Annotated in this window: 14 protein-coding genes; 6 read left to right on the top strand and 8 right to left on the bottom strand. The window is 47.3% G+C overall.

Going from position 1 to position 19,620, the window contains the following annotated elements; genetic code table 11:
• Positions 1-492 precede the first annotated feature (492 nt).
• Positions 493-1,746, bottom strand: coding sequence for a beta-ketoacyl-ACP synthase II (fabF, locus tag QUB77_RS30145; RefSeq protein WP_333180656.1), 1,254 nt, complete (start codon positions 1,744-1,746; stop codon positions 493-495).
• A gap of 97 nt (positions 1,747-1,843) precedes the next feature.
• On the bottom strand, positions 1,844-2,098 hold the full coding sequence (acpP, locus tag QUB77_RS30140; protein ID WP_006633716.1) for an acyl carrier protein: 255 nt from the start codon (positions 2,096-2,098) through the stop codon (positions 1,844-1,846).
• Between the two features lie 384 nt (positions 2,099-2,482).
• On the opposite strand from acpP, the gene QUB77_RS30135 reads away from it, so the two are divergent.
• The 4 genes from QUB77_RS30135 to glmS all read left to right on the top strand — a co-directional run bounded on the left by QUB77_RS30135 (position 2,483) and on the right by glmS (position 8,311).
• Positions 2,483-3,388 carry a CoB--CoM heterodisulfide reductase iron-sulfur subunit B family protein gene (locus tag QUB77_RS30135; RefSeq protein WP_333180657.1) on the top strand — a complete coding sequence of 302 codons (906 nt, stop codon included), beginning with the start codon at positions 2,483-2,485 and terminating at the stop codon, positions 3,386-3,388.
• Positions 3,389-4,005: 617 nt separating this feature from the next.
• Positions 4,006-5,217 (top strand): chloride channel protein, encoded by a 1,212-nt coding sequence (locus QUB77_RS30130; RefSeq protein WP_333180658.1) that lies wholly within the window; start codon positions 4,006-4,008, stop codon positions 5,215-5,217.
• Between the two features lie 766 nt (positions 5,218-5,983).
• Positions 5,984-6,229 carry a photosystem I iron-sulfur center protein PsaC gene (psaC, locus tag QUB77_RS30125; RefSeq protein WP_015175986.1) on the top strand — a complete coding sequence of 82 codons (246 nt, stop codon included), beginning with the start codon at positions 5,984-5,986 and terminating at the stop codon, positions 6,227-6,229.
• Positions 6,230-6,388: 159 nt separating this feature from the next.
• Positions 6,389-8,311: a glutamine--fructose-6-phosphate transaminase (isomerizing) gene (glmS, locus tag QUB77_RS30120; RefSeq protein ID WP_333180659.1), complete on the top strand. Its 1,923-nt coding sequence runs from the start codon at positions 6,389-6,391 to the stop codon at positions 8,309-8,311.
• 188 nt (positions 8,312-8,499) lie between these two features.
• Here the strand turns inward: glmS and QUB77_RS30115 are convergent, their stop codons facing one another.
• Both QUB77_RS30115 and QUB77_RS30110 read right to left on the bottom strand, forming a co-directional pair.
• Positions 8,500-9,993 (bottom strand): O-antigen ligase family protein, encoded by a 1,494-nt coding sequence (locus tag QUB77_RS30115; protein WP_333180660.1) that lies wholly within the window; start codon positions 9,991-9,993, stop codon positions 8,500-8,502.
• 43 nt (positions 9,994-10,036) lie between these two features.
• Complete coding sequence (locus QUB77_RS30110; protein ID WP_190733343.1) at positions 10,037-10,882, bottom strand: YaaW family protein; 846 nt, start codon at positions 10,880-10,882, stop codon at positions 10,037-10,039.
• A gap of 271 nt (positions 10,883-11,153) precedes the next feature.
• Between QUB77_RS30110 and QUB77_RS30105 the strand changes: the two genes are divergently transcribed.
• Positions 11,154-12,221 carry an FAD-dependent oxidoreductase gene (locus QUB77_RS30105; protein ID WP_333180661.1) on the top strand — a complete coding sequence of 356 codons (1,068 nt, stop codon included), beginning with the start codon at positions 11,154-11,156 and terminating at the stop codon, positions 12,219-12,221.
• A 287-nt stretch (positions 12,222-12,508) separates the two neighbouring features.
• On the opposite strand, the gene QUB77_RS30100 is transcribed toward QUB77_RS30105, so the two are convergent.
• The 3 genes from QUB77_RS30100 to QUB77_RS30090 all read right to left on the bottom strand — a co-directional run bounded on the left by QUB77_RS30100 (position 12,509) and on the right by QUB77_RS30090 (position 16,685).
• Positions 12,509-13,444: a polysaccharide deacetylase family protein gene (locus tag QUB77_RS30100; RefSeq protein WP_333180662.1), complete on the bottom strand. Its 936-nt coding sequence runs from the start codon at positions 13,442-13,444 to the stop codon at positions 12,509-12,511.
• A gap of 382 nt (positions 13,445-13,826) precedes the next feature.
• Positions 13,827-15,413, bottom strand: a complete 1,587-nt coding sequence (locus QUB77_RS30095) for a bifunctional pantoate--beta-alanine ligase/(d)CMP kinase (RefSeq protein ID WP_333180663.1) — start codon at positions 15,411-15,413, stop codon at positions 13,827-13,829.
• Between the two features lie 195 nt (positions 15,414-15,608).
• Entirely contained in the window at positions 15,609-16,685 is a 1,077-nt protein-coding gene (locus tag QUB77_RS30090; RefSeq protein ID WP_333180664.1) for a septal ring lytic transglycosylase RlpA family protein, read from the bottom strand.
• Between the two features lie 494 nt (positions 16,686-17,179).
• On the opposite strand from QUB77_RS30090, the gene purM reads away from it, so the two are divergent.
• A complete protein-coding gene (gene purM / locus QUB77_RS30085; RefSeq protein WP_333180665.1) occupies positions 17,180-18,208 on the top strand; it encodes a phosphoribosylformylglycinamidine cyclo-ligase in 1,029 nt (342 codons plus the stop codon).
• A gap of 405 nt (positions 18,209-18,613) precedes the next feature.
• Here the strand turns inward: purM and QUB77_RS30080 are convergent, their stop codons facing one another.
• Positions 18,614-19,399, bottom strand: coding sequence for a pentapeptide repeat-containing protein (locus tag QUB77_RS30080; protein WP_333180666.1), 786 nt, complete (start codon positions 19,397-19,399; stop codon positions 18,614-18,616).
• Positions 19,400-19,620 lie beyond the last annotated feature (221 nt).

Here is a 19,620-nt window from a genome sequence, read left to right as displayed (position 1 = left end):
GGCTGCTGGTGAAACAACTCCCGTAGCTTTGGTTGCTCCTTCTATCAATGGCTAAGTTTTAGCAATTGATTGACAAATAGCGCTCCTAGAAATAGGGGCGCTTTTTGTTTGGGGAAAAATATTTTTAGGGTTTTCCTTTTGTTAACAAACAGAGTGATATCAAGTGCGCTTGAGTAGTTGTCATTCTGAGTCCTGAAGAAACTAAAGAATAAAGAATCTCGCCCTTTCCGCAACGCGCTTACTTCGTGGCGCTTGATTCATGACAAGTAAGCGTTTTGAGTCACGCGCTCACCCTGACATGATATGAGCAAGGCCTAATCAAAAAACCAAATAGCGGGAACTCCTCAGCACTTTAACTGGTGCGGGAATCTAAGGCACGATCGCATTTTAGGTTGAGTTAATTTGATTTACTTAATAGCCGATCGCCCAATCTAAAATTAAAGGGTGAAAAATTAATTTTTCACCCTTTAATTTTAGATTTCGGATTACCCGTTACTGAACAAACTTCTTGAATGCCAGTGTCACGTTGTGGCCGCCAAATCCAAAGGAATTCGACAGCGCCACATCAACTTTTAGATCGCGGCTTGTATGAGGAACATAGTCCAAATCGCACTCAGGATCGGGATTGTCCAGATTAATTGTCGGCGGGATTTTGTCATTGGCGATCGACATTACCGTCGCCACCGCCTCAATTCCCCCTGAACCGCCCAAAAGATGGCCGGTCATCGACTTGGTAGAACTAATTGCTATTTTGTAAGCATGGTCTCCCAAAGTCTTTTTAATCGCTTTCGTTTCCGTAGAATCGTTGGGAAGCGTACTCGTGCCGTGAGCGTTGATATAGCTCACTTGATCCGGCGTCAAACCCGCATCCTTGAGCGCTAAAGCCATCGCCCGCGACGCACCTTCCCCCCCCGGTACCGGAGAAGTCATGTGATACGCATCGCAAGTTAAACCGTAGCCGACGATTTCTGCGTAAATCTTCGCGCCACGCGCCAGAGCGTGTTCCATTTCTTCTAGCATCAGAATGCCAGCACCTTCGCCGACAACAAAACCATCACGATCGCGATCGAACGGACGAGAAGCATGAGTCGGGTCATCGTTGCGAGTCGAAAGCGCCCTCGCCGCAGCAAAACCCGCCACGCACAAAGGTGTCACCGCAGCTTCCGTACCGCCGCAAATCATGGCTTGCGCGTAACCCCCCTGAACTAAGCGAAACGCATCGCCCACGGCATTTGACCCGGCAGCGCAAGCCGTCACGGTGCAAGAGTTTGGCCCCTTAGCGCCCGTTTGAATCGCCGTCAGCCCCGCGGCCATATTCGCAATCATCATGGGAATCATAAACGGGCTGCATCGATCGGGGCCGCGAGTCAGATAAATCTCTTGCTGCTCTTCCAAAACCTTCAGGCCACCAATGCCAGTGCCAAGAATGACACCCACCTGTTCTGCGTTCAGGTCGTTAATCTCAAACTTCGCATCAGCAACAGCTTGTTTGCTCGCTGACACGCCAAATTGAGCAAAGCGATCCATCCGCTTTGCTTCCTTGCGCTCTAAATAGTCGTGTGGGTCGAAACCCTTCACCTCTGCGGCAAAGCGGCAGTCGTGCCGCGACGGGTCGAATAAGGTGATCGGGCCTATACCATTCTTCCCGGCAAGCAACCCGTCCCAATATTCGGACAAGGTATTGCCGATCGGTGTAATCGCGCCGAGACCCGTGATAACAACGCGCTTACGCTCTAAATTTGTCATGATTTCAGTTTCAAAAAATTAAACACCCAGAACGCAGAACAAAAGAGGAGTTTCCAGTTTTCTAACTTCTCTCCTCTTAGGGGAAAAGACAGGTATTTTATGCTTTTGGAGCTGCAAGTTTGCTGCTGATGAAATCTACAGAAGCCTGAACCGTAGTAATTCCTTCGGCTGCTTCGTCGGGAATTTCAATATCAAACTCTTCTTCCAAGGCCATGACCAGCTCTACTGTATCTAAGGAATCTGCTCCTAAATCGTTAGCAAAGTTGGCTTCGGGCTTGACTTCGCTCTTATCGACTTCCAGTTGCTCGGCCACAATTTTCTGGACTCTAGCAAAAATGTCGTCTTGGCTCATAACATCGTGTCCTCATTGGTTGCTGCGTATCTAATCTTATCCGAAAGGGGGATCTGCAGGAGAAACGCTGGCCGCTTTTCTAAGTGACACGGGCCAGCGACAATTGGGACACGGACGAGCGCAGCAACTCTAGGATCAAGGCAAAAAACCCCCAATACCCCAAAATCAGTCATCTCATTTAGCCACCTGATAGCGTTGAGGAACCGGATTTTTGGTCGATGGTGCGTCAGTCCTCAACTCAAAATGCTTGAGAAAAGCTGACAATTGGCTCCTAGCTAAGTGGTGATAGGTTAATTATAAAGAGGGAAAACTAAGCAGAAAGCCTCCTGACTTCGATCGCTCAAGTTTCTTTTCCCGAACCTTGTGTCCCCAGCAGAAACGACTATGCCATCCCCAAATCTCAAATATGCTTATTTTCCCGGTTGCGTTGCCCAAGGGGCTGCCCGCGAACTTTACCTGTCTACCCAAGCACTAACTCAAGCGTTGGGGATTGAACTGGTCGAACTAAAGAAAGCTTCCTGCTGCGGTTCTGGCACTTTCAAGGAAGATTCGCAGTTGCTCGAAGATACTGTCAACGCCCGCAATATTGCTTTAGCTGAAGAACTGAATCTGCCTTTGCTGACGCATTGCAGCACTTGTCAAGGGGTCATCGGTCATGTGGACGATCGCCTCAAGGATTGCCAAAAAACAGATCCCAACTACATAGAAAAAGTCAACGGTTTACTCAAAAAGCAAGGTTGTTCGCCTTATCAAGGCAGTACCGAGGTGAAACATCTGTTGTGGGCGATCGTGGCAGATTACGGGATCGAAGAGGTGCAAAAGCGAGTCACCCGCAAGCTTTCGGGTTTGAAGTGCGCGTCTTTTTACGGGTGCTATCTGCTGCGAGCTCAGGATAAGCTGCTTTACGATGACCCGCACCAACCGGAATCGATGGAAAATGTATTTCGGGCGATCGGGGCAACTCCTGTTTATTATCGAGGGCGGACGCAGTGCTGCGGCTGGCCGTTGGCGAGTTATGCCACTGACCAATCTTTTGGGATGGCCGGCAAACATATTCAAGATGCTCTTGACAATGGCGCTGATTGTATGGTAACGCCTTGTCCGCTTTGTCATTTAAATTTGGATTCGCGACAGCCGGAGGTGGAAAAAGTAATCGGGCGCAAGTTAGGTTTGCCCGTGTTGCATTTGTCGCAGTTGGTAGCTTTGGCTTTGGGTGTGGAGCCGAAAAAACTAGGGCTCGATCGACATATTGTTTCAACTAAGCCCGTGTTAGAAAAATTAGGCTTTTAGTCGATCGATTTGCGCCGCTTTGTAGTAAGGACTTTAGTTTTTTCTAATATCCAATCCAGGTTTGTAGTAAGGATTTTGGTTCTTTCTAATATCCAACGCCGTTAGCTCGGAATTATACCCGAATGCTAGCGGGAAGCTCGATCGCGATCGTACATTCTTGAGTTGATAGAAGATACCGTCCACAATTTGTCGTTTTGGCCCTAGAGGTGGTCTACTCTTCTTGTGGGGCAGCAAAGGCGCTGCGGAGTTATCACTCTTTGTCGGTTAAGTTGCTCGACAATGTTATTTATTTCTGATCTTAGCTCGTCATCAAAGATCCCAAATGGGTTCTTTAAGCTATTGACGCCACCAAGAGATGAAGCTGTCTAACGGCGAAGGCTTCTGCGGACGGCCTTGCACGGTGGCTTCACCGCTGACAACCTATGGCTCAGTTCCGTTGCCAGCCCTTGTTAGACTGCGATTGCTCTCTTGGCATTCGATAGCCCCGATCTACACTCCAAAGCAAGTGTGGTGCTTGGTAGGTTAATATGCAGACAACAGAAACAGAAGTTGTATACAATTACACAAAATAGTTTTTAAGACTTCCTAACTGCCTCGCTATTGACAAGGAATCACCAATGAAACGAAACCCAGTAAATCTCACACGTTCGGTATTGCTATGGGCAATGCTAGGAATAATTTGTGGTTTGTTTGCTGCAAGTTATTGGATATTTTTGTCTTACATAATGCTGGGATTTGAATATTTTAGTGGGCCTTCTCTACTAATCATCATGCCCCTTGCGGGTTTGCTCATCGGTTTGCTCATTCATTGGTTGGGAAATCCTGGCGAAATAGGGTTGATTATTGACAATATTCATCTCAATGGCGGGCGGTTACCAATGAAGGAAAATCCTTCGATGATTCTGTCGTCGCTAATCAGTATTGCAAGTGGAGGCAGTGCTGGTCCAGAAGCACCAATGGTGCAAGTAACAGGTTCAATTGGTACGTGGTTGGCCGATCGCTTTCAATTGCGTGGAGACGCACTACGAACTTTGAGTATTGCTGGCATGGCATCTGGTTTTACAGTTTTGTTCGGCGCTCCATTGGGTGGTACTTTTTTTGCTTTAGAAATCCTGCATCATCAGAATGTGGTGGAGTATTTTGAAGCAATATTGCCTGCGGTCGTGGCAAGCTGTGCAAGTTACACCATTTTTGTAGCAATTACCCAGCTAGGAATTGGTCCTACCTGGCATTTTCCTCAATACAATGTGGACAGCCTTTATGACTTTGCCGCAGCGATTGCTTATGGAATCGTAGGTGCGATCATGGGGTGGCTTTTTATCGCTGTATTTCGCAGTGTAGGTCGCTTGTTTGATGCGATACCCAGTCCAATCTATGTGCGAACTACTTTAGCCGGGCTAGCACTTGGTGTTTTAGCAGCTTTATTTCCGCTCACTCGTTTCTTTGGCGAACATCAAATTGAAAAAATTCTTGAGGGAAACTTTTCTTTGGGATTTCTCTTGACTTTAGTTATTGCTAAAGTGTTTGCAATTAGTACGACCGTAAATGGAGGCTGGCGGGGGGGGATTATCATCCCACTGTTTTTTATAGGAGCCTGTTTAGGAAAGGCAATCGCTATCATTAATCCCGCATCCAACGAGACTTTGGCAATGATTTGTGTAATGGCTGCTCTGAATTCAACAGTTACTCGAACTCCAATTAGTACAACTCTGCTACTCGCCAAGTTGACAGGATTTAGCACTTTTACACCAATTCTCTTCGCGAGTCTCATGGGTTTCTTCTTGGCTCCCCGAACTCCCTTCATTAGCTCACAGCATAAAGTAGATTAACAAACAGCTAGAAATCCTCTAATAGCTCCGTGTAGCGGCGAAAAATACGTGCATTTTGCGAGTGCCGAGTCTAAAGGCTTCTGCCATTACAAATGCACCAATGGCATCAAACAACATTTAGGTGTTGATAGCAGTCAGCTTGCCGTTTTTTATCCATTATACAAAAGCCAGTGTGTCCGATAAATGTGGCTGGGTTGATATTTTGAGTCGCAACCTCCATTATTTTCACACTCTGGCCCGTCAATATTCCGAAGATTACCATTCTGCAAGGGCAATGGGTATCACCTAGATAAGATCATCGCAGAGAATGTATAAAAACTTTATCGGCAGATTATGACCCAGATCCGGTTTAAACTGGCACAGAAACTAACCAAAGCCGAAAAGTGGCATTAGAGGGGAAAACTGGATTTGTCGTGGTGGCAACTCGCGCTCGTGATTAAACGGTCAAACGCTGGGATGTCAGGCTGTAAGAGTTTGGTCAAGAACTTTGAACAGACTCTCGCCCATGCCACTGCGAAACTCAATTTGTATTTCATCAGGCTCATGCTCAAACGGTTGGCAAATGAATAAATCCCAAATGGGTTCTATAAGACTCCCAGCGTGAATAACTGTGAAGTTTTGTCGCTTTTTCGCGAAGTGCTTCCAGGCACTGCGGTAGACTAACCTTTAATTCTCTGTGCAGGCTATAGCGGTGGCACCTCACCGTCAAATCTGTTAATTCGCAGAGCAAGGAAATTTTTAGTGACTCGTTGGGAGCCTTTATTCAATGTCTCATTCAGTCAAAATTTACGATACTTGCATCGGCTGCACTCAATGCGTCCGCGCTTGTCCGACTGACGTTTTGGAGATGGTGCCCTGGGATGGCTGCAAAGCAGCTCAGATTGCCTCATCTCCCCGCACCGAAGACTGTGTAGGCTGCAAGCGGTGCGAAACTGCTTGCCCCACCGATTTTCTGAGCATCCGGGTTTACCTGGGAGCAGAAACCACTCGCAGTATGGGTCTAGCCTACTAAATATCGATCGACAAATCGATCGAATTACGGGCACAAGAGAGGGGGCAATTTAATCGCCCCCTCTTTTTTGTCGCGGAATCTGTATTCTGGGGCCGGAAGAAGGTAAAAATGATAAAACGTGAGTTTTATTGCGATCGCTAAGCAGGAGTAGTACGTTAAATGTGCGGAATCGTTGGCTATATCGGCACGCAAGCAGCAAGCGAGATTTTGCTAGCAGGATTGGAGAAACTAGAATACCGGGGCTACGATTCAGCGGGCCTCGCTACCATCTCGGAAGGAGAAATTACCTGCATCCGAGCCAAGGGCAAATTGCACAACCTCCGGGAAAAGCTAGCAGAGATAGAATCTCCGGCTGCCATTGGCATCGGACACACCCGCTGGGCAACTCACGGCAAACCAGAGGAATATAACGCTCACCCTCACCTGGATAATAGCGGGCGAATTGCAGTAGTTCAAAATGGAATTGTCGAAAATTATCGCGATTTGCGGAAAGAATTGAAAGCAAAGGGACATAAATTTGTCTCGGATACCGATACAGAAGTTATTCCTCACTTAATAGCTGAGTTATTTGCAGAAGCAAAAAGGGAGAAGGAAGAAATAAAAGAGAAAAAACCCGAAAAAATTGCTGATTTGTCGTTTTTAGAAGTCGTTTCAAAGGTGGTAAATCGGTTAGAAGGAGCCTTTGCGATCGCCGTTATTTGCGCCGATTTTCCCGACGAAATAATTGTCGCCAGACAGCAAGCTCCTTTGGTGATTGGCTTTGGTGCTGGCGAATTTTTCTGCGCTTCCGACACGCCGGCCTTAGTATCTCACACCCGCACTGTTTTGTCGTTGGAAAATGGCGAATTGGCAAGGCTAACTCCGATGGGAGTCGAAGTTTACAGTTTTGCAGGAGAAAGGCTGAAAAAAAGCCCGCGCATCTTAGGTTGGAGTCCTGTTTTAGTCGAAAAACAAGGCTTCAAACACTTCATGCACAAGGAGATTTACGAACAGCCCGCCGTAGTCAGAGCTTGTTTGGAGGCTTATTTAGACAGCGATTGGCAGCCAGGAAATCCGGGATCTCCCATCAATCTCAACTTGCCTAAAGAACTTTGCGCAGATGTCGAACAAGTTTCAATTCTAGCCTGCGGAACGAGCTGGCACGCCTCGCTAATTGGCAAATATTTGTTGGAACAATTAGCTAATATTCCCACTGCGGTGCAGTATGCTTCTGAGTACCGCTACGCACCGGCACCGCTGACAGCAAATACTTTAACTATTGGGGTAACTCAGTCGGGAGAAACGGCGGACACGCTGGCTGCTTTGGGGATGGAACAACAGCGCCGCGCCGGTTTTACCGATAAATTTCGGGCGAGAATGTTAGGCATTACTAACAGAACCGAAAGTTCGATTGCCCACATGATGCCACAGGTAATCAACACCCATGCAGGTATAGAAGTCGGCGTTGCTGCTACTAAAACTTTTGTGACTCAGTTGATGGCATTCTATTTCTTAGCTTTGGATTTGGCGCACCAGCGGCAAACAATCAGCACGGAGAGATTGGCAGAAATTATTGCGGGTTTGCGCCAATTGCCAGCGGAAATTGAGAAGTTTTTGGAGATTCAAGAACAGTATGTGGAGGAATTGTCCCACCAGTTTACAGACACCCAAGATTTTATCTTTTTGGGGCGGGGCATAAACTTTCCCATTGCGTTAGAAGGGGCGCTGAAACTGAAGGAAATTAGCTACATTCACGCCGAAGGATATCCGGCGGGAGAGATGAAACACGGCCCGATCGCCCTTTTGGACGCGAAAGTGCCTGTAGTGGCGATCGCCATGCCCGGTAGCGTGTACGAAAAGGTGCTTTCTAACGCTCAGGAAGCGAAGGCCCGCGACGCCCGTTTAATTGGTGTCACGCCGAAGCAAGGTATGGCGGAAGCCGATATTTTTGACCACGTTTTGCCGGTGCCTTTGGTGGATGAATTGTTGTCGCCGATTGTGACAGTGATTCCGTTGCAATTGTTGGCTTATCACATTGCGGCGCGTCGGGGTTTGGATGTGGATCAGCCGCGCAATTTGGCGAAGTCGGTGACGGTAGAATGAGCTACGGCACGACACAGATTTTGACACGGATACAGGGATTAATTATAGGAACTATACTGAATCAGACTTAAATACCCCCTTTATATTTTAGTCTGCGGAAGCATACTTCGTTTTACAAGAAGCGGTTTTAACCGCCGAATCATAAAGGGGGTGAATAACCAGGATTTAGTATCATCCGTGTATCTGTGTCAAAATCCGTGTCGTGCCTCTTTTTTGGAAAATGAAACTGAAGCTTCGCATACACCCCAAATCGCCGCCAACAGCAACCAGCTTGTAGTATTGACTCGGAAATCAAACAGCGTCACATCTACAGTGTTAAATAGCGTACAGGCGGCGAAGGCTAATAAATAACTGAAAAAAATTAGGCGATCGGTTGCTCTTACATCTTGACAAACTATCTGATTTTTGCTAATAATTATAGACTGTTGATTAATCACTAAAGCAGTTTCCGCTTGTTCCTGTGTTGCTATTTGCTCGTGTTTAATATCCGCAGAAAAAAGCTGCCAATTCGCCAGCAGCAAAACACCTCTAGCCAAAACCCAACCAACTAAACCAAACAAAAAAAGCGTGGCGGGTATTCCCGTTTCCGCAGTCAACATCAGTATCAAACTGTGAGGATGACCAAGCCATTCTTGCATCTGAGCTTGATAGAGAGGCGTAAAATTTCGCAATCCCCAACCAGTCCAAGGACGCTGCTGAGTCATATACCAAGCAAATTCCCACTGAGTTTTTCTCAAAGTAGCAGTCGGTCGATTTGGGAACATCTCGTCGGTGAGTCTAGCCCAAAAGAAAGCCGGAACAATTCTTCGTAAAGATTGCCGCAGTGGTTCCGGGCCAAAGGCAGACAAAAAAACTGTGCTAGCCACACTCAAAACCGCAGCTAATAATTTTTTATAACCCGCATAAAATGCAAAAGCCAAAACTGCCAAAACTGCCAGTCCCCAAGCATTGCGAGAATTAGTAAAAATCAAAGCAACAGCATTTCCGATCACTGCACAACTTAAAAATAGGCATTGGGCATTGGGCATTGGTAAGTGGTGACGACTCCCAACTACCAACTGACAACTGACTTCTTCCATCCACAGTCCCAGCGCTAAAATAAAAGCAATTGTTAGATAGCAAGCTAAAATATTAGCGTACATAAATACAGAAGCCATGCGGCCGGGGGGATTGCCTTGGGGTGCGAGTACCCAGCCAAAAACAGGCTGCAATTGCTCGATGCCGCTCCAGCCTAAAAATTGCTGTCCCAGGCCTAAAACTATCACTGGAATTGAACTAATTACAATCATCCAAGACAATTGCCGCAATTGAGGCAAAGTTTGAATTAAACTGCTGAAAGCGGCAAACAATAGAAAGAACGGCAAGAAATTGTACAACCCTAAAAAAGCCTCGATGCGGTTGTTGGCACAAACCGCTGTGATGACTAGCAGCGCGCTCAGAATTGCAAATCCTCGATTCAGCGGAAGGCGACTAATTTGACGGAACTTTTGCTTGCAAGTGCCGGCCAATCCCAGGAATACACCTAAAGCTCCCAAAATCGGAATTAAGGGAAAAATCAGCATCCCCACTTGAGCGAAATTCCAAGGGATTTCCAGGCGGGGATCTGGATGTTTTTGGAGGCGAGACTTGAGATTTTCGGCTGTCTGTTTGGCAGCTAATTTCAACCGATTTTTGATATTCACCCACACTCCCAATCTCAAATCTAAAATCTACAGTTTACCATCGTTAAGCTAGTTCCCAAACGCATTCCGATCGCGTCAGGCGTATTTGAGCTAAGGCAAAAATGGTCGGGATAATGCGGCCGTAGTTCGTGGAAATCGATCGCCAACCCAAATCCGCTAAAAACCAAGTCCACATCACCGGGCCGACCAACGAAAATACGCTCCGCGTCGCACCGTAACGAGCTGCACTCACCGCCATACCGCGCCGCGCCGTCTGAATTGCGACATAATTTTGAAACTGGGTTGCTGCAGTTGCAGTGCCTGCAAGCACTCCTTGTTTTGCCATTTGATAGGTGGCAAAATGCAGCGCAAATTGATTGGCCATTAGTTTGAGCAGCATTGGTTTTAAGATGGAACTAACAGCTAAAGCGCTGCCGCCTTTGAACAGCAAACCTAGCGGGTCTTTTTCAGCAGAAATTGGCAGGGGTTCTGAGAGTTTAGAATCAACGATCGCTCGCTGTACGCGCAGTGTCAGCGCTTGCTGTTCATCTGCGGGTAAACGCTTCCACGCGCGGCCCATTAAGTGCAGAAATACTTCTGCCTCTAAGTCGGTGGTTGACAACTGTCTGGGATAAGGGATTTTGAGATAGCGACAAACTTGAATTAGTGCTTGTCTGTAAGTTACTTGTTGGGTTCGCCCTCTGAGTACCGTCAACCCGTCGGCTGCAAGATAGCGAAACCGCTGTTCTACGGCGTCGAGCCATGCTTGGCGATCGCGACTTTGTACATCTATCGGTGCGGGGGTTTGCACGTAATCTAAAGGGTTAAACTTGCGGCTGAACAGAAGTTCTGTTAGTTGCTGCAATTCTTCTTCTGTTGTCAATTCGAGTGCTGCTCTGAGTTCGTCCAAAATTTTGCCCTCCCCTATTCGATTTTAGATTTTAGATTTTAGATTTTAGATTGCTGCTGGTAGACAACCATTGGGATTTAGGATTTACGCACAGTGGCATTTCTTATCGGGTCTTAATCATGGATTTGTGCTGTCCTTTATTCTACTACTTGGTGCAGGGCGATGGTGTCGGGCCCGGCAAGCTACGGCTCTTTTGAGTCATCGGTAAGGTACAAATGCAGCCTGCAGCCTTTAAGCTGATGTTTAGATTCACAAGGCTCACTGATTGATTATGTTCGATGTTGCGGTGATTGGTGCGGGTATGGCGGGGCTCAGTTGCGCTCAACGGTTGCGTCAAGCTGGTTATTCTGTGGCGGTTGTTGAGAAATCTCGCGGCGCGGGGGGACGTGTTGCTACCCGCCGCGTACAGGGTACTAGGGCCGATCACGGGGCGCGGTATCTGGAACCGCAGGGGGATGCGGTGCAGGGGTTAATTGAGGCTTTGGTCGATCGGGATATCCTCAAACTCTGGACTGATACTGTTTGCGAATTCAGACAGGGGAAACTTTCTGCTATTCCTAGCTCTTGTTATGTCGCACCTGCGGGTATGAATGCTATCGGTAAGTATCTGGCTGAGGATTTAGAGATTTGGTTTGGCCACCGCGTACAAGCTATTTCTACTACAGATAACCAAATGTGGCAGCTTTCTCTGGAAGTTACCGACGACAATTTACAGACGCCTCAAGAATTGATTGCTAAGGCTGTTGTAGTAGCAATTCCGGCTCCTCAAGCTTTAATGTTTTTGAATTCGGAAATTGGTTTTCAACCTGATTTTCTTGACAAATTACGTTCGGTGGAGTACGACCCTTGCATTACCGTTATGGCTGGCTATCCTGTGGCAAAACAGCAAGATTTAAGCAATCTAAATCCGCAGTGGAAATCTGTTTCTTTTCCCGATAATTCTGATTTAGCTTGGGTTGGTTTGGACAGCAGCAAACGGCTCGATCCACAGCAGCCGGTGTTTGTGGTTCACAGCAGCGCAAATTTTGCAGAACGCTATTTAGAAGCTGCTGATTTGGAAACTGTCGGTCAGGAATTGCTTTCGAGAGCTTCTGAAGATTTAATCCCTTGGCTCAAAGAGCCGGAATGGTTGCAGGTTCACCGCTGGCGCTATGCTTTTTGTCGAAATCCTTTGGCTGTTTCTTGTTTGCCTACTGGGGGGAATTTGCCGCTGGTTTGTGCGGGGGATTTGTGCGAGAAAGGTCAAATAGAGGGTGCTTTGCGATCGGGTTTGGCGGCGGCTAATTGGGTGAATTCTCAGTTGCAGGATTTGCCCTTAGATTCAAACCTAAATTGGTAATATGGCTACAATTAAGGTATCAATTTTGCCTCTAACGCTATGATTGGCATCCGGTCTGGGTTTAGCCCCGAAGATTACCTTGCCCTCGAATGCGATAATACCGTCCGGCATTAATATAGGCGCGGTTTGCTGTACGCGATGGCGGGAGGTAGTGATAACCACAGCCGTCTCTGTATTAAGTTTATAACTGGGATCAACCTTCACCTGCGCTATATAGTTATGAAAAACCAATCTAACGACTTACAAAAAAATGGAAAAATGGTGTAAAATCCCACTTTCCCAAATTTTTATTTTTGTGCTGTTTCCTGCTGTTGTAAGTCTTGTTCTTGCATTTGCAATAACTCGGGAACTGTTACGAAACTGTACCCTTCCTTTCTCAGTTTAGCAATAATATCAGGCAAAGCTTTTACAGTTCTTGCTCGATTGCCACCGCCGTCGTGCATCAGCACAATGCCGCCGGAATTTGCCTGCCTCATCACATTGTCTATCAAAGATTCCGTAAGGGTGCGCCAATCAAAAGAATCAGCAGACCACATCACAACGGCATAATTTTTCTTTTGAGCATAAGCTGTCAATCCATTGTTTAAAATGCCTCCTGGCGGGCGGAACATGGATGTTTGGATGCCGGTTAACTCCTCAATTAAGGATGAAGTGCGATCGATCTCGCGAGCGGCACCGTCTTCGTTATACTGAAGGTATTCATGGTTCCAAGTGTGGTTGCCGATCGCGTGACCGGCTGCTGCAACCTGTTTACCAATTTCGGGAGAATTTTTCAGGTATCTTCCTACCCAGAAGAAGGTAGCTTTAATATTGTTTTCCTTGAGAATATCTAGGATTTGTGTAGTTGTTTTCGGCCAGGGGCCGTCGTCAAATGTCAGGGCGATCGCCTTGTGCTGGGAGTCGAGTTTCGCGTGACGAATGGTTGTACCTTGAAACTGATCCGGTACGGCTGATTGAAATCGCATTGCCTGCAATTGGGCTAGAGCATTTTGGGAAAATTCAACTCGATTGGCGATCGCCTCGGAGAACTTATTAATAGTGGACACCGGCTGTTGTTCTTGCGACTGGGATACGGCCAAGACTTGCGCCTGAATCGGTTGCAATGGCGGATTTGCCCGCAAGTTAATCGGCCATGTCACACCCAGCAAAAAACTTCCTGTGGCGGCCATAAAAGCAACGATTAAAGTTTTTCGCCGCCTCCATAGCAGTTTCAATTTTGTCACGTCATTCTCTCCTTCACACCTTGCACAGTTAATTTGAGATTTTATGTTGATATCAAGTTAATCCACTTAAGAGGATAATCTTAAATTGGACTGTCCGTAAAAATGCTACTGGAAATAACCGATCGTGGGGAAGTCCGTCCGGATAAAAAAATTTAAGATTTGTGCGCCCGAAATCCCCTAACCCATGAAAACGCCGGATGGTTGAACTTTTTCCCCAGCCAGGGGGACGGCGCTCAAATCGGATTAATGGCACGATATTCTTAGGGACTGGGCCCGCATCGGCCCGCGTCCCTACCTGACACTGCAAGTTGGTTTAACGTGAGAGGTTGCAGTTTAACCGCATTTGATATGAGGGCGATCGCGCGCCCCCAGGGTCGTAAAATTAACTTTTAGGGTCGATTCTCTCCTTGTACAAGCCGACAATCAGATCGATAACTTCAGCAACAGTCAGATTGTCTGTTTGAATTTCCACAGCATCCGCTGCTTTACGCAAAGGTGCAACCGCGCGGGTGCTGTCCTTTTCGTCCCGCAGGGCGATGTCTTGTTCCAATTGCGCCAAGCTAATATTAGCCCGATCGGTATCTTTAAGTTCTAAAAGCCGCCTGCGCGATCGCTCTTGTACCGAAGCCGTCAAAAAAATCTTCAGTTCCGCATCGGGAAACACGTTAGTGCCGATATCGCGGCCTTCTGCTATAATTCCGCCTTTTGTGCCGCAGCGCCGCTGTTCCTTCACCAGAAACTGCCGCACGACCGGAATTGCCGCCATTTCCGAGACGCGGGATGTCACTTCCAAACTGCGAATTGCCTCGGTTACGTCTTCGCCGTTAATCTTCAACATCGGGGACGCGGGATCGAGGTTGTATTCCAAATAACTGGAACTGATTAATTCGGCGATCGCGCATTCGTCGGAAATCGGCGTGTCTGTTTTCAATGCCAGCCAAGTCAGCGCCCGATACATCGCGCCGGTATCCAGATAAAACAAGTTCAAAGCTGTTGCTGCAAGGCGAGTTACGGTAGATTTGCCAGCTCCCGCCGGGCCGTCGATCGCCACAATGGGCCGGCGATTCCTGAGAATTATATTGTCAATCAAGCGAGTAGAGCCAACTCTGGCGGCTACGGCTAGAAGTCCCGCGGTTTCCACAACTTGCAAGGGCGCCAAAGTGTCGGGATCGACGAGTTCGGCGTATTCGAGCTTGACTGCGGGTTCTTCTGCGACTGCTGCGTGGGCGGCAGCGAGTGCGGCTGCTGCGGTGCGGTCGCCTGAAGCAAAAGTTTTCGAGGCTTGTTGCAGCGCGCGGTAGAGTACGGAGGCTTGCTGTTTTTGCTCTGCTGTTAAATACTGATTGCGAGAACTCATTGCCAGTCCCGACTCTTCGCGGACGATCGGACAAGCGACAATCTCTACAGGCAAGTTAAAATCAAAGACCAGCTTCCGAATAAGTGCTAGCTGCTGTGCGTCTTTTTGACCGAAATAAGCTTTTGTCGGCTGCACCAAACTCAAAAGTTTAGTAACAATTGCCGCGACGCCCTGAAAATGACCGGGCCTTGCTTGGCCACACAAAACCGATGTCATCGCCGATGGCGGCACTACTTGAGTTAAGGATGAAAGTTTAATCTCTATCTGTTTTTGGGCGGTTTGCTCTGTTTCTGCGCCAACTGGATGGCCGAACATTTCCGTTGCTGAGGGAGCAAATATGGCATCAACCCCAGCTTGTTCGCACAACAGCCGGTCTTGCTCAAAATTCCGAGGATAATCTTGAAAATCTTCTGTCGGCCCAAATTGCAGCGGGTTGACAAAAATGCTGACCAGGGTGATCGCATTTTCTTGCCTTGCCCGCTGGATCAAGCTCAGATGCCCTGCGTGCAACGCTCCCATCGTCGGCACCAAACCGACTGTCACATGAGGTGCAGCAGACTTTTGTAAATTTAAGTAGCAGCGAAGTGCTGCAATGGTAGTAAACAGGCGCACCGGTAGAATCTCCTGAAGGCATTCGGCAGAATGCAGAGTTTATTTGTCAGAATTTGTTCGACTTGACATCTTGCACCATCCTCAAGAACAGGCTTTCGGGCTTTTTCCACAAAGAATGGTGCAAGATGTCAGTTTTATTCTACTTTCTGCCTTCTACACTTCGGATAACTTTTGTATTCTGCCTGAGAGTAGCCTTCAGCGTCCACCAGTTGTTTGCTGCGGCGGTTCGATCACTTCGATTTCCACTCTGGCAACGCCACTGCTGATCATTCCTAGTACGTTGGCTGCGCCTGCGGACAAGTCAATGAGCCGATCGCCCACATAGGGGCCGCGGTCGTTAATGCGGACGACTACCGTGCGGCCGTTGTCGAGATTTCTCACCATGACTCTAGTTCCAAAAGGCAAATTTGGGTGAGCTGCGGTCAAATCATTTTGGTTGAAACGCTCGCCGCTGGCGCTGAGGTTGCCGTCAAATCCCGGGCCGTACCAGGAAGCCCAGCCGCTGAGGCGCACTTGAACTGGGCCCAGAGACAGCACAGCGGGTTCTGGTTGGGGTTTGCCTGCGACTTCTTCCAGGGGTGGGGCGTTGCCCAGAAGCCGGCGGAGGCGATTGGTTGCTTGCAGGGCGTCTCGGCTAAAGTTGCTGGTGGTGTCGGGGAGGATTGTTTCGGCGTTGATGTTTACCAAGTCCTCGCCGTTTGCCTGGATAATGTAGCGATCGCCTTTTTCCCACTTAACGGTAATGCTGTTGGGATCGATGTTGTTGCGAGCTAGCTGATTGAGTCTTGCTGCTAAGCTTGATGCCCGCCAAACTGAATCGGGTTCTTGGTTGCTGTCGTTGCTGGCTATGTTTCCGACTTTGGGATTTTCTCTGGCGCCCGCTACTTTTGACGGACTGCTAGCATCGGCTTGGCTGTTGCCAGTTTCTCTAATTTTCGTGTTTGTTTCCGGATTGGCGTTCAGAAAGGTGATGACTGGAATGTTTCGCACGTAGACTGTCGCTGCTTGTCGCCCGCCTAAGTCGTGGGGCTGAATTTTGGCGATCGAGTCTCGGGCAATTTCAGCTCTGGCTTGATACTGATACTGTCCGACTTTTTGCGCTTCGACCCGACTTGCGTTTAACTGCCGGGACGGTTGGGTGGCAATGACTTGCTCGGAAACCGGAGAGTTTTGGTTGTCGGCACCTGTTGCTTGTGCGTGACAAGAGGATGCCGTTCCTACAACAGGAACTAACAGGACAGCGAGTAGACCACCAACAAATTTTTCCTTCATACGTCCATTTTTGTGAATAGCCATTGCCAACCGAGATTGGAGGATTGGCCATTTGGCGGCGGGCGTCAAGGATTTCTCTCTTGCCCTTCGCCATTCCCCCGTGAGTCAAAGCAAAGTATCGGGGTGCGTTTTTGCTTTAATGCTTCCGCGCAAAAAAAAATTGGCGAAAACTTCCCTGACACTTGACAACTCATACTCGATCCGCAATTTGTGTTTTGTTCACGAACTGCAACAGACTACCACAAACTTTTGTGGTTGGGGATCGCTGCGATCCCGATTTTTGCCAAATCTTCATCAAATTTTCTCAAAACCCTCTATCATAAAACCCTTTAGTTCCAGTGCTTACAGCCGTTCAGTCTTTACGGAAAAATTTACAAAAATTTACAAAACTTTAGTGTCTTTTGTGGGCTGCCGAATGGCTAGTCTTAAAAAAGCTGTTTGTCAACTGTTATGGGAATAAACTAAAAATTAGAAGAAATCGATTTGGCGGACTTATGGATTATCGAGAAGCAGGTGTGGATGTTGAGGCGGGCAGAGCTTTTGTCTCGCGCATCGGGAGTATGGTTAAGAGCACGCACCGATCGGGAGTTTTGGGCGGATTCGGCGGGTTTAGCGGGTTTTTCAGCGTCCCGGAGGGTTTAAAAGAGCCGATTATGGTTTCGGGTACTGACGGCGTTGGGACTAAGTTGAAATTGGCCCACAATCTCGATCGGCACGACACGGTAGGTATCGACTTGGTGGCGATGTGCGTCAACGACGTGCTGACATCCGGGGCAGAACCCCTCTTTTTTCTCGATTATTTAGCCACGGGAAAGTTAAATCCCGAACAATTAGCTGCGGTGGTGGCCGGCATTGCTGACGGTTGCAAGCAAGCGGGCTGTGCTTTGCTCGGAGGGGAAACGGCAGAAATGCCCGGTTTTTACCAAGCGGGTGAGTACGATTTGGCTGGGTTTTGTGTGGGTATTGTCGAAAAGAGCAAATTGTTGGACGGTTCGCGGGTGCGGGTAGGAGATGTGGCTGTGGGGCTGGCGAGTTCGGGCGTACACAGCAACGGTTTTAGTTTGGTGAGAAAAATTGCGGGCGATCGGGGTTTTGACTGGCATTCCCAACCCGAAAAGTTAGGCGGCAAAAGTTTAGGAGAAGTGCTGCTAACTCCGACTACAATTTATGTTAAACCAGTCCTCGAAGCAATTAAGAGCGGTCTAGAAATTCACGGCATGGCTCACATTACGGGCGGCGGTTTGCCGGAAAATTTGCCCCGCTGTTTGGGTGTTAATCAATCTGTGAAAATTGACAGCAATAGCTGGCCAAATTTGCCAATTTTCCAGTGGATTGCTGAAGCGGGCCAAGTTGCTACAGCAGATATGTTCAATACTTTTAATATGGGGATTGGCTTTGTGCTGTTGCTCGATTCCAGGGAAGTAGAACAGGCTGTTAAATGGTTTGAATCTCAGGGAATTGGTGCTTGGGCGATCGGGGAAGTGATTGAGGGGAACGGAGAATTGATCATGGATAATGGGTAATTAGTAGGAAGCAATCGCACCGGCTGAAGATTGCTTCGCTTTGTTTTATGCACTGACAGACAATCTCAACCTGCTTTCATCTGTGTATACCTGCGGTTAAATTTATAATTTTGAAAGTAACCGCAGAATACGCAGAAGAAAGAGAAAAAGGAATTCACAACAGATGATTCGTTGCTACAATTTTAAAGGAAATTGAAATAAGCTATTGTGCCTTTAATAAATAAGATATGATTCCCAATTATTTCCGTGAATTAGTGTAAAATTTTACGCCGAAGCTTAAATGAATTGAAGAGCTATACTATTTATTACATCGACTCTGAAATGAAGGCTCGTTAATTGTTAAAGGGAGAAAATATTAAAAACCCAAATAATGTTTGTATCACAATTTAAATAAAACACACCTTATTAGGCTTGTACGTGACTCAAAATTTCCAAAAACTCCTGCACAACTAGATCCGGTTGTTCGCTGCATCGGGTAGCCTCGTAATGTTTGACAAGACAGATGCCAGAATCTCTCAAAAGCCCGCACATTTCATCTTCTGTTGCGTTTGGATGGGATGATTCACGGTCAATTTTCAGCATCCCTAACTTGTTTTGGTGGAAGATCAGAAAGTCAGCTTCTTGGTTTTGTCTCCCTGCGGGTGTTGCGAGTCGGAGTTGGGAGTTGGGGATGAAGAGAGTGGAAGTGCGATCGAGTATTTCGGCAATTTTCACTTGTGCGTCGCAGTGAAAGCAAAAACCGTTCCAGTTAATTTCGTTTTCCGAGTCAGATAATTCAGTTTCACTTTCAGCGGTTATTATTTTATCTAAATCTGCTTGACCATAATCAGCTTCATTTAAGTTTGCGAATAATCTAGCGCCGCTGAGGTTGGCTCCGCTGAGATTTGCTCCGCTGAGGTTGACTTCGATCGTCAAATTTCGCTGTAAATTCACTTTGTGTCGTCGCGTGTATCGCTTTAAGACTGATTTGAGATTATCTTTTTTGACTTTTTCTTCTAGTGCTGTTGAAAGTAGTTTCCATAGTTTAGCACCAGCATCTTTGATATAATCATATTCATATTCAGTGCTGGCTGCAATTTCTTTATAAGACCGCCCTTCCCAGGATTGACGAAACACTATATCTTGAATTTTGTTGAGGCGATCGTAGTTGAGGGCTGTTTCTGCGATCGCTATGGCTTCGTCAACAGTCATGTGTCAAAGTCCCCTCATAGCTAAAATTTCTACCTCATACCATATTGTAGCGCAACATTCCCACCACTTGGTCTCTAGATTTGGGTTCAGTCCGGGACGCAATTGTCACACTTTAACTAGCTTGTAGGGTGCGTCAGTCTTGAGTTTATAGTCATTTCAAATAAGTATGAGACACTCTTTATGCACAATAAGCACGAATAACTTCATCAAGAGATGTGCCA

This window comes from Microcoleus sp. AT9b-C3 (assembly GCF_036705485.1).
Taxonomy (GTDB): Bacteria; Cyanobacteriota; Cyanobacteriia; order Cyanobacteriales; family Microcoleaceae; genus Microcoleus.
This window is presented reverse-complemented; position numbering and strand designations above follow the sequence as displayed.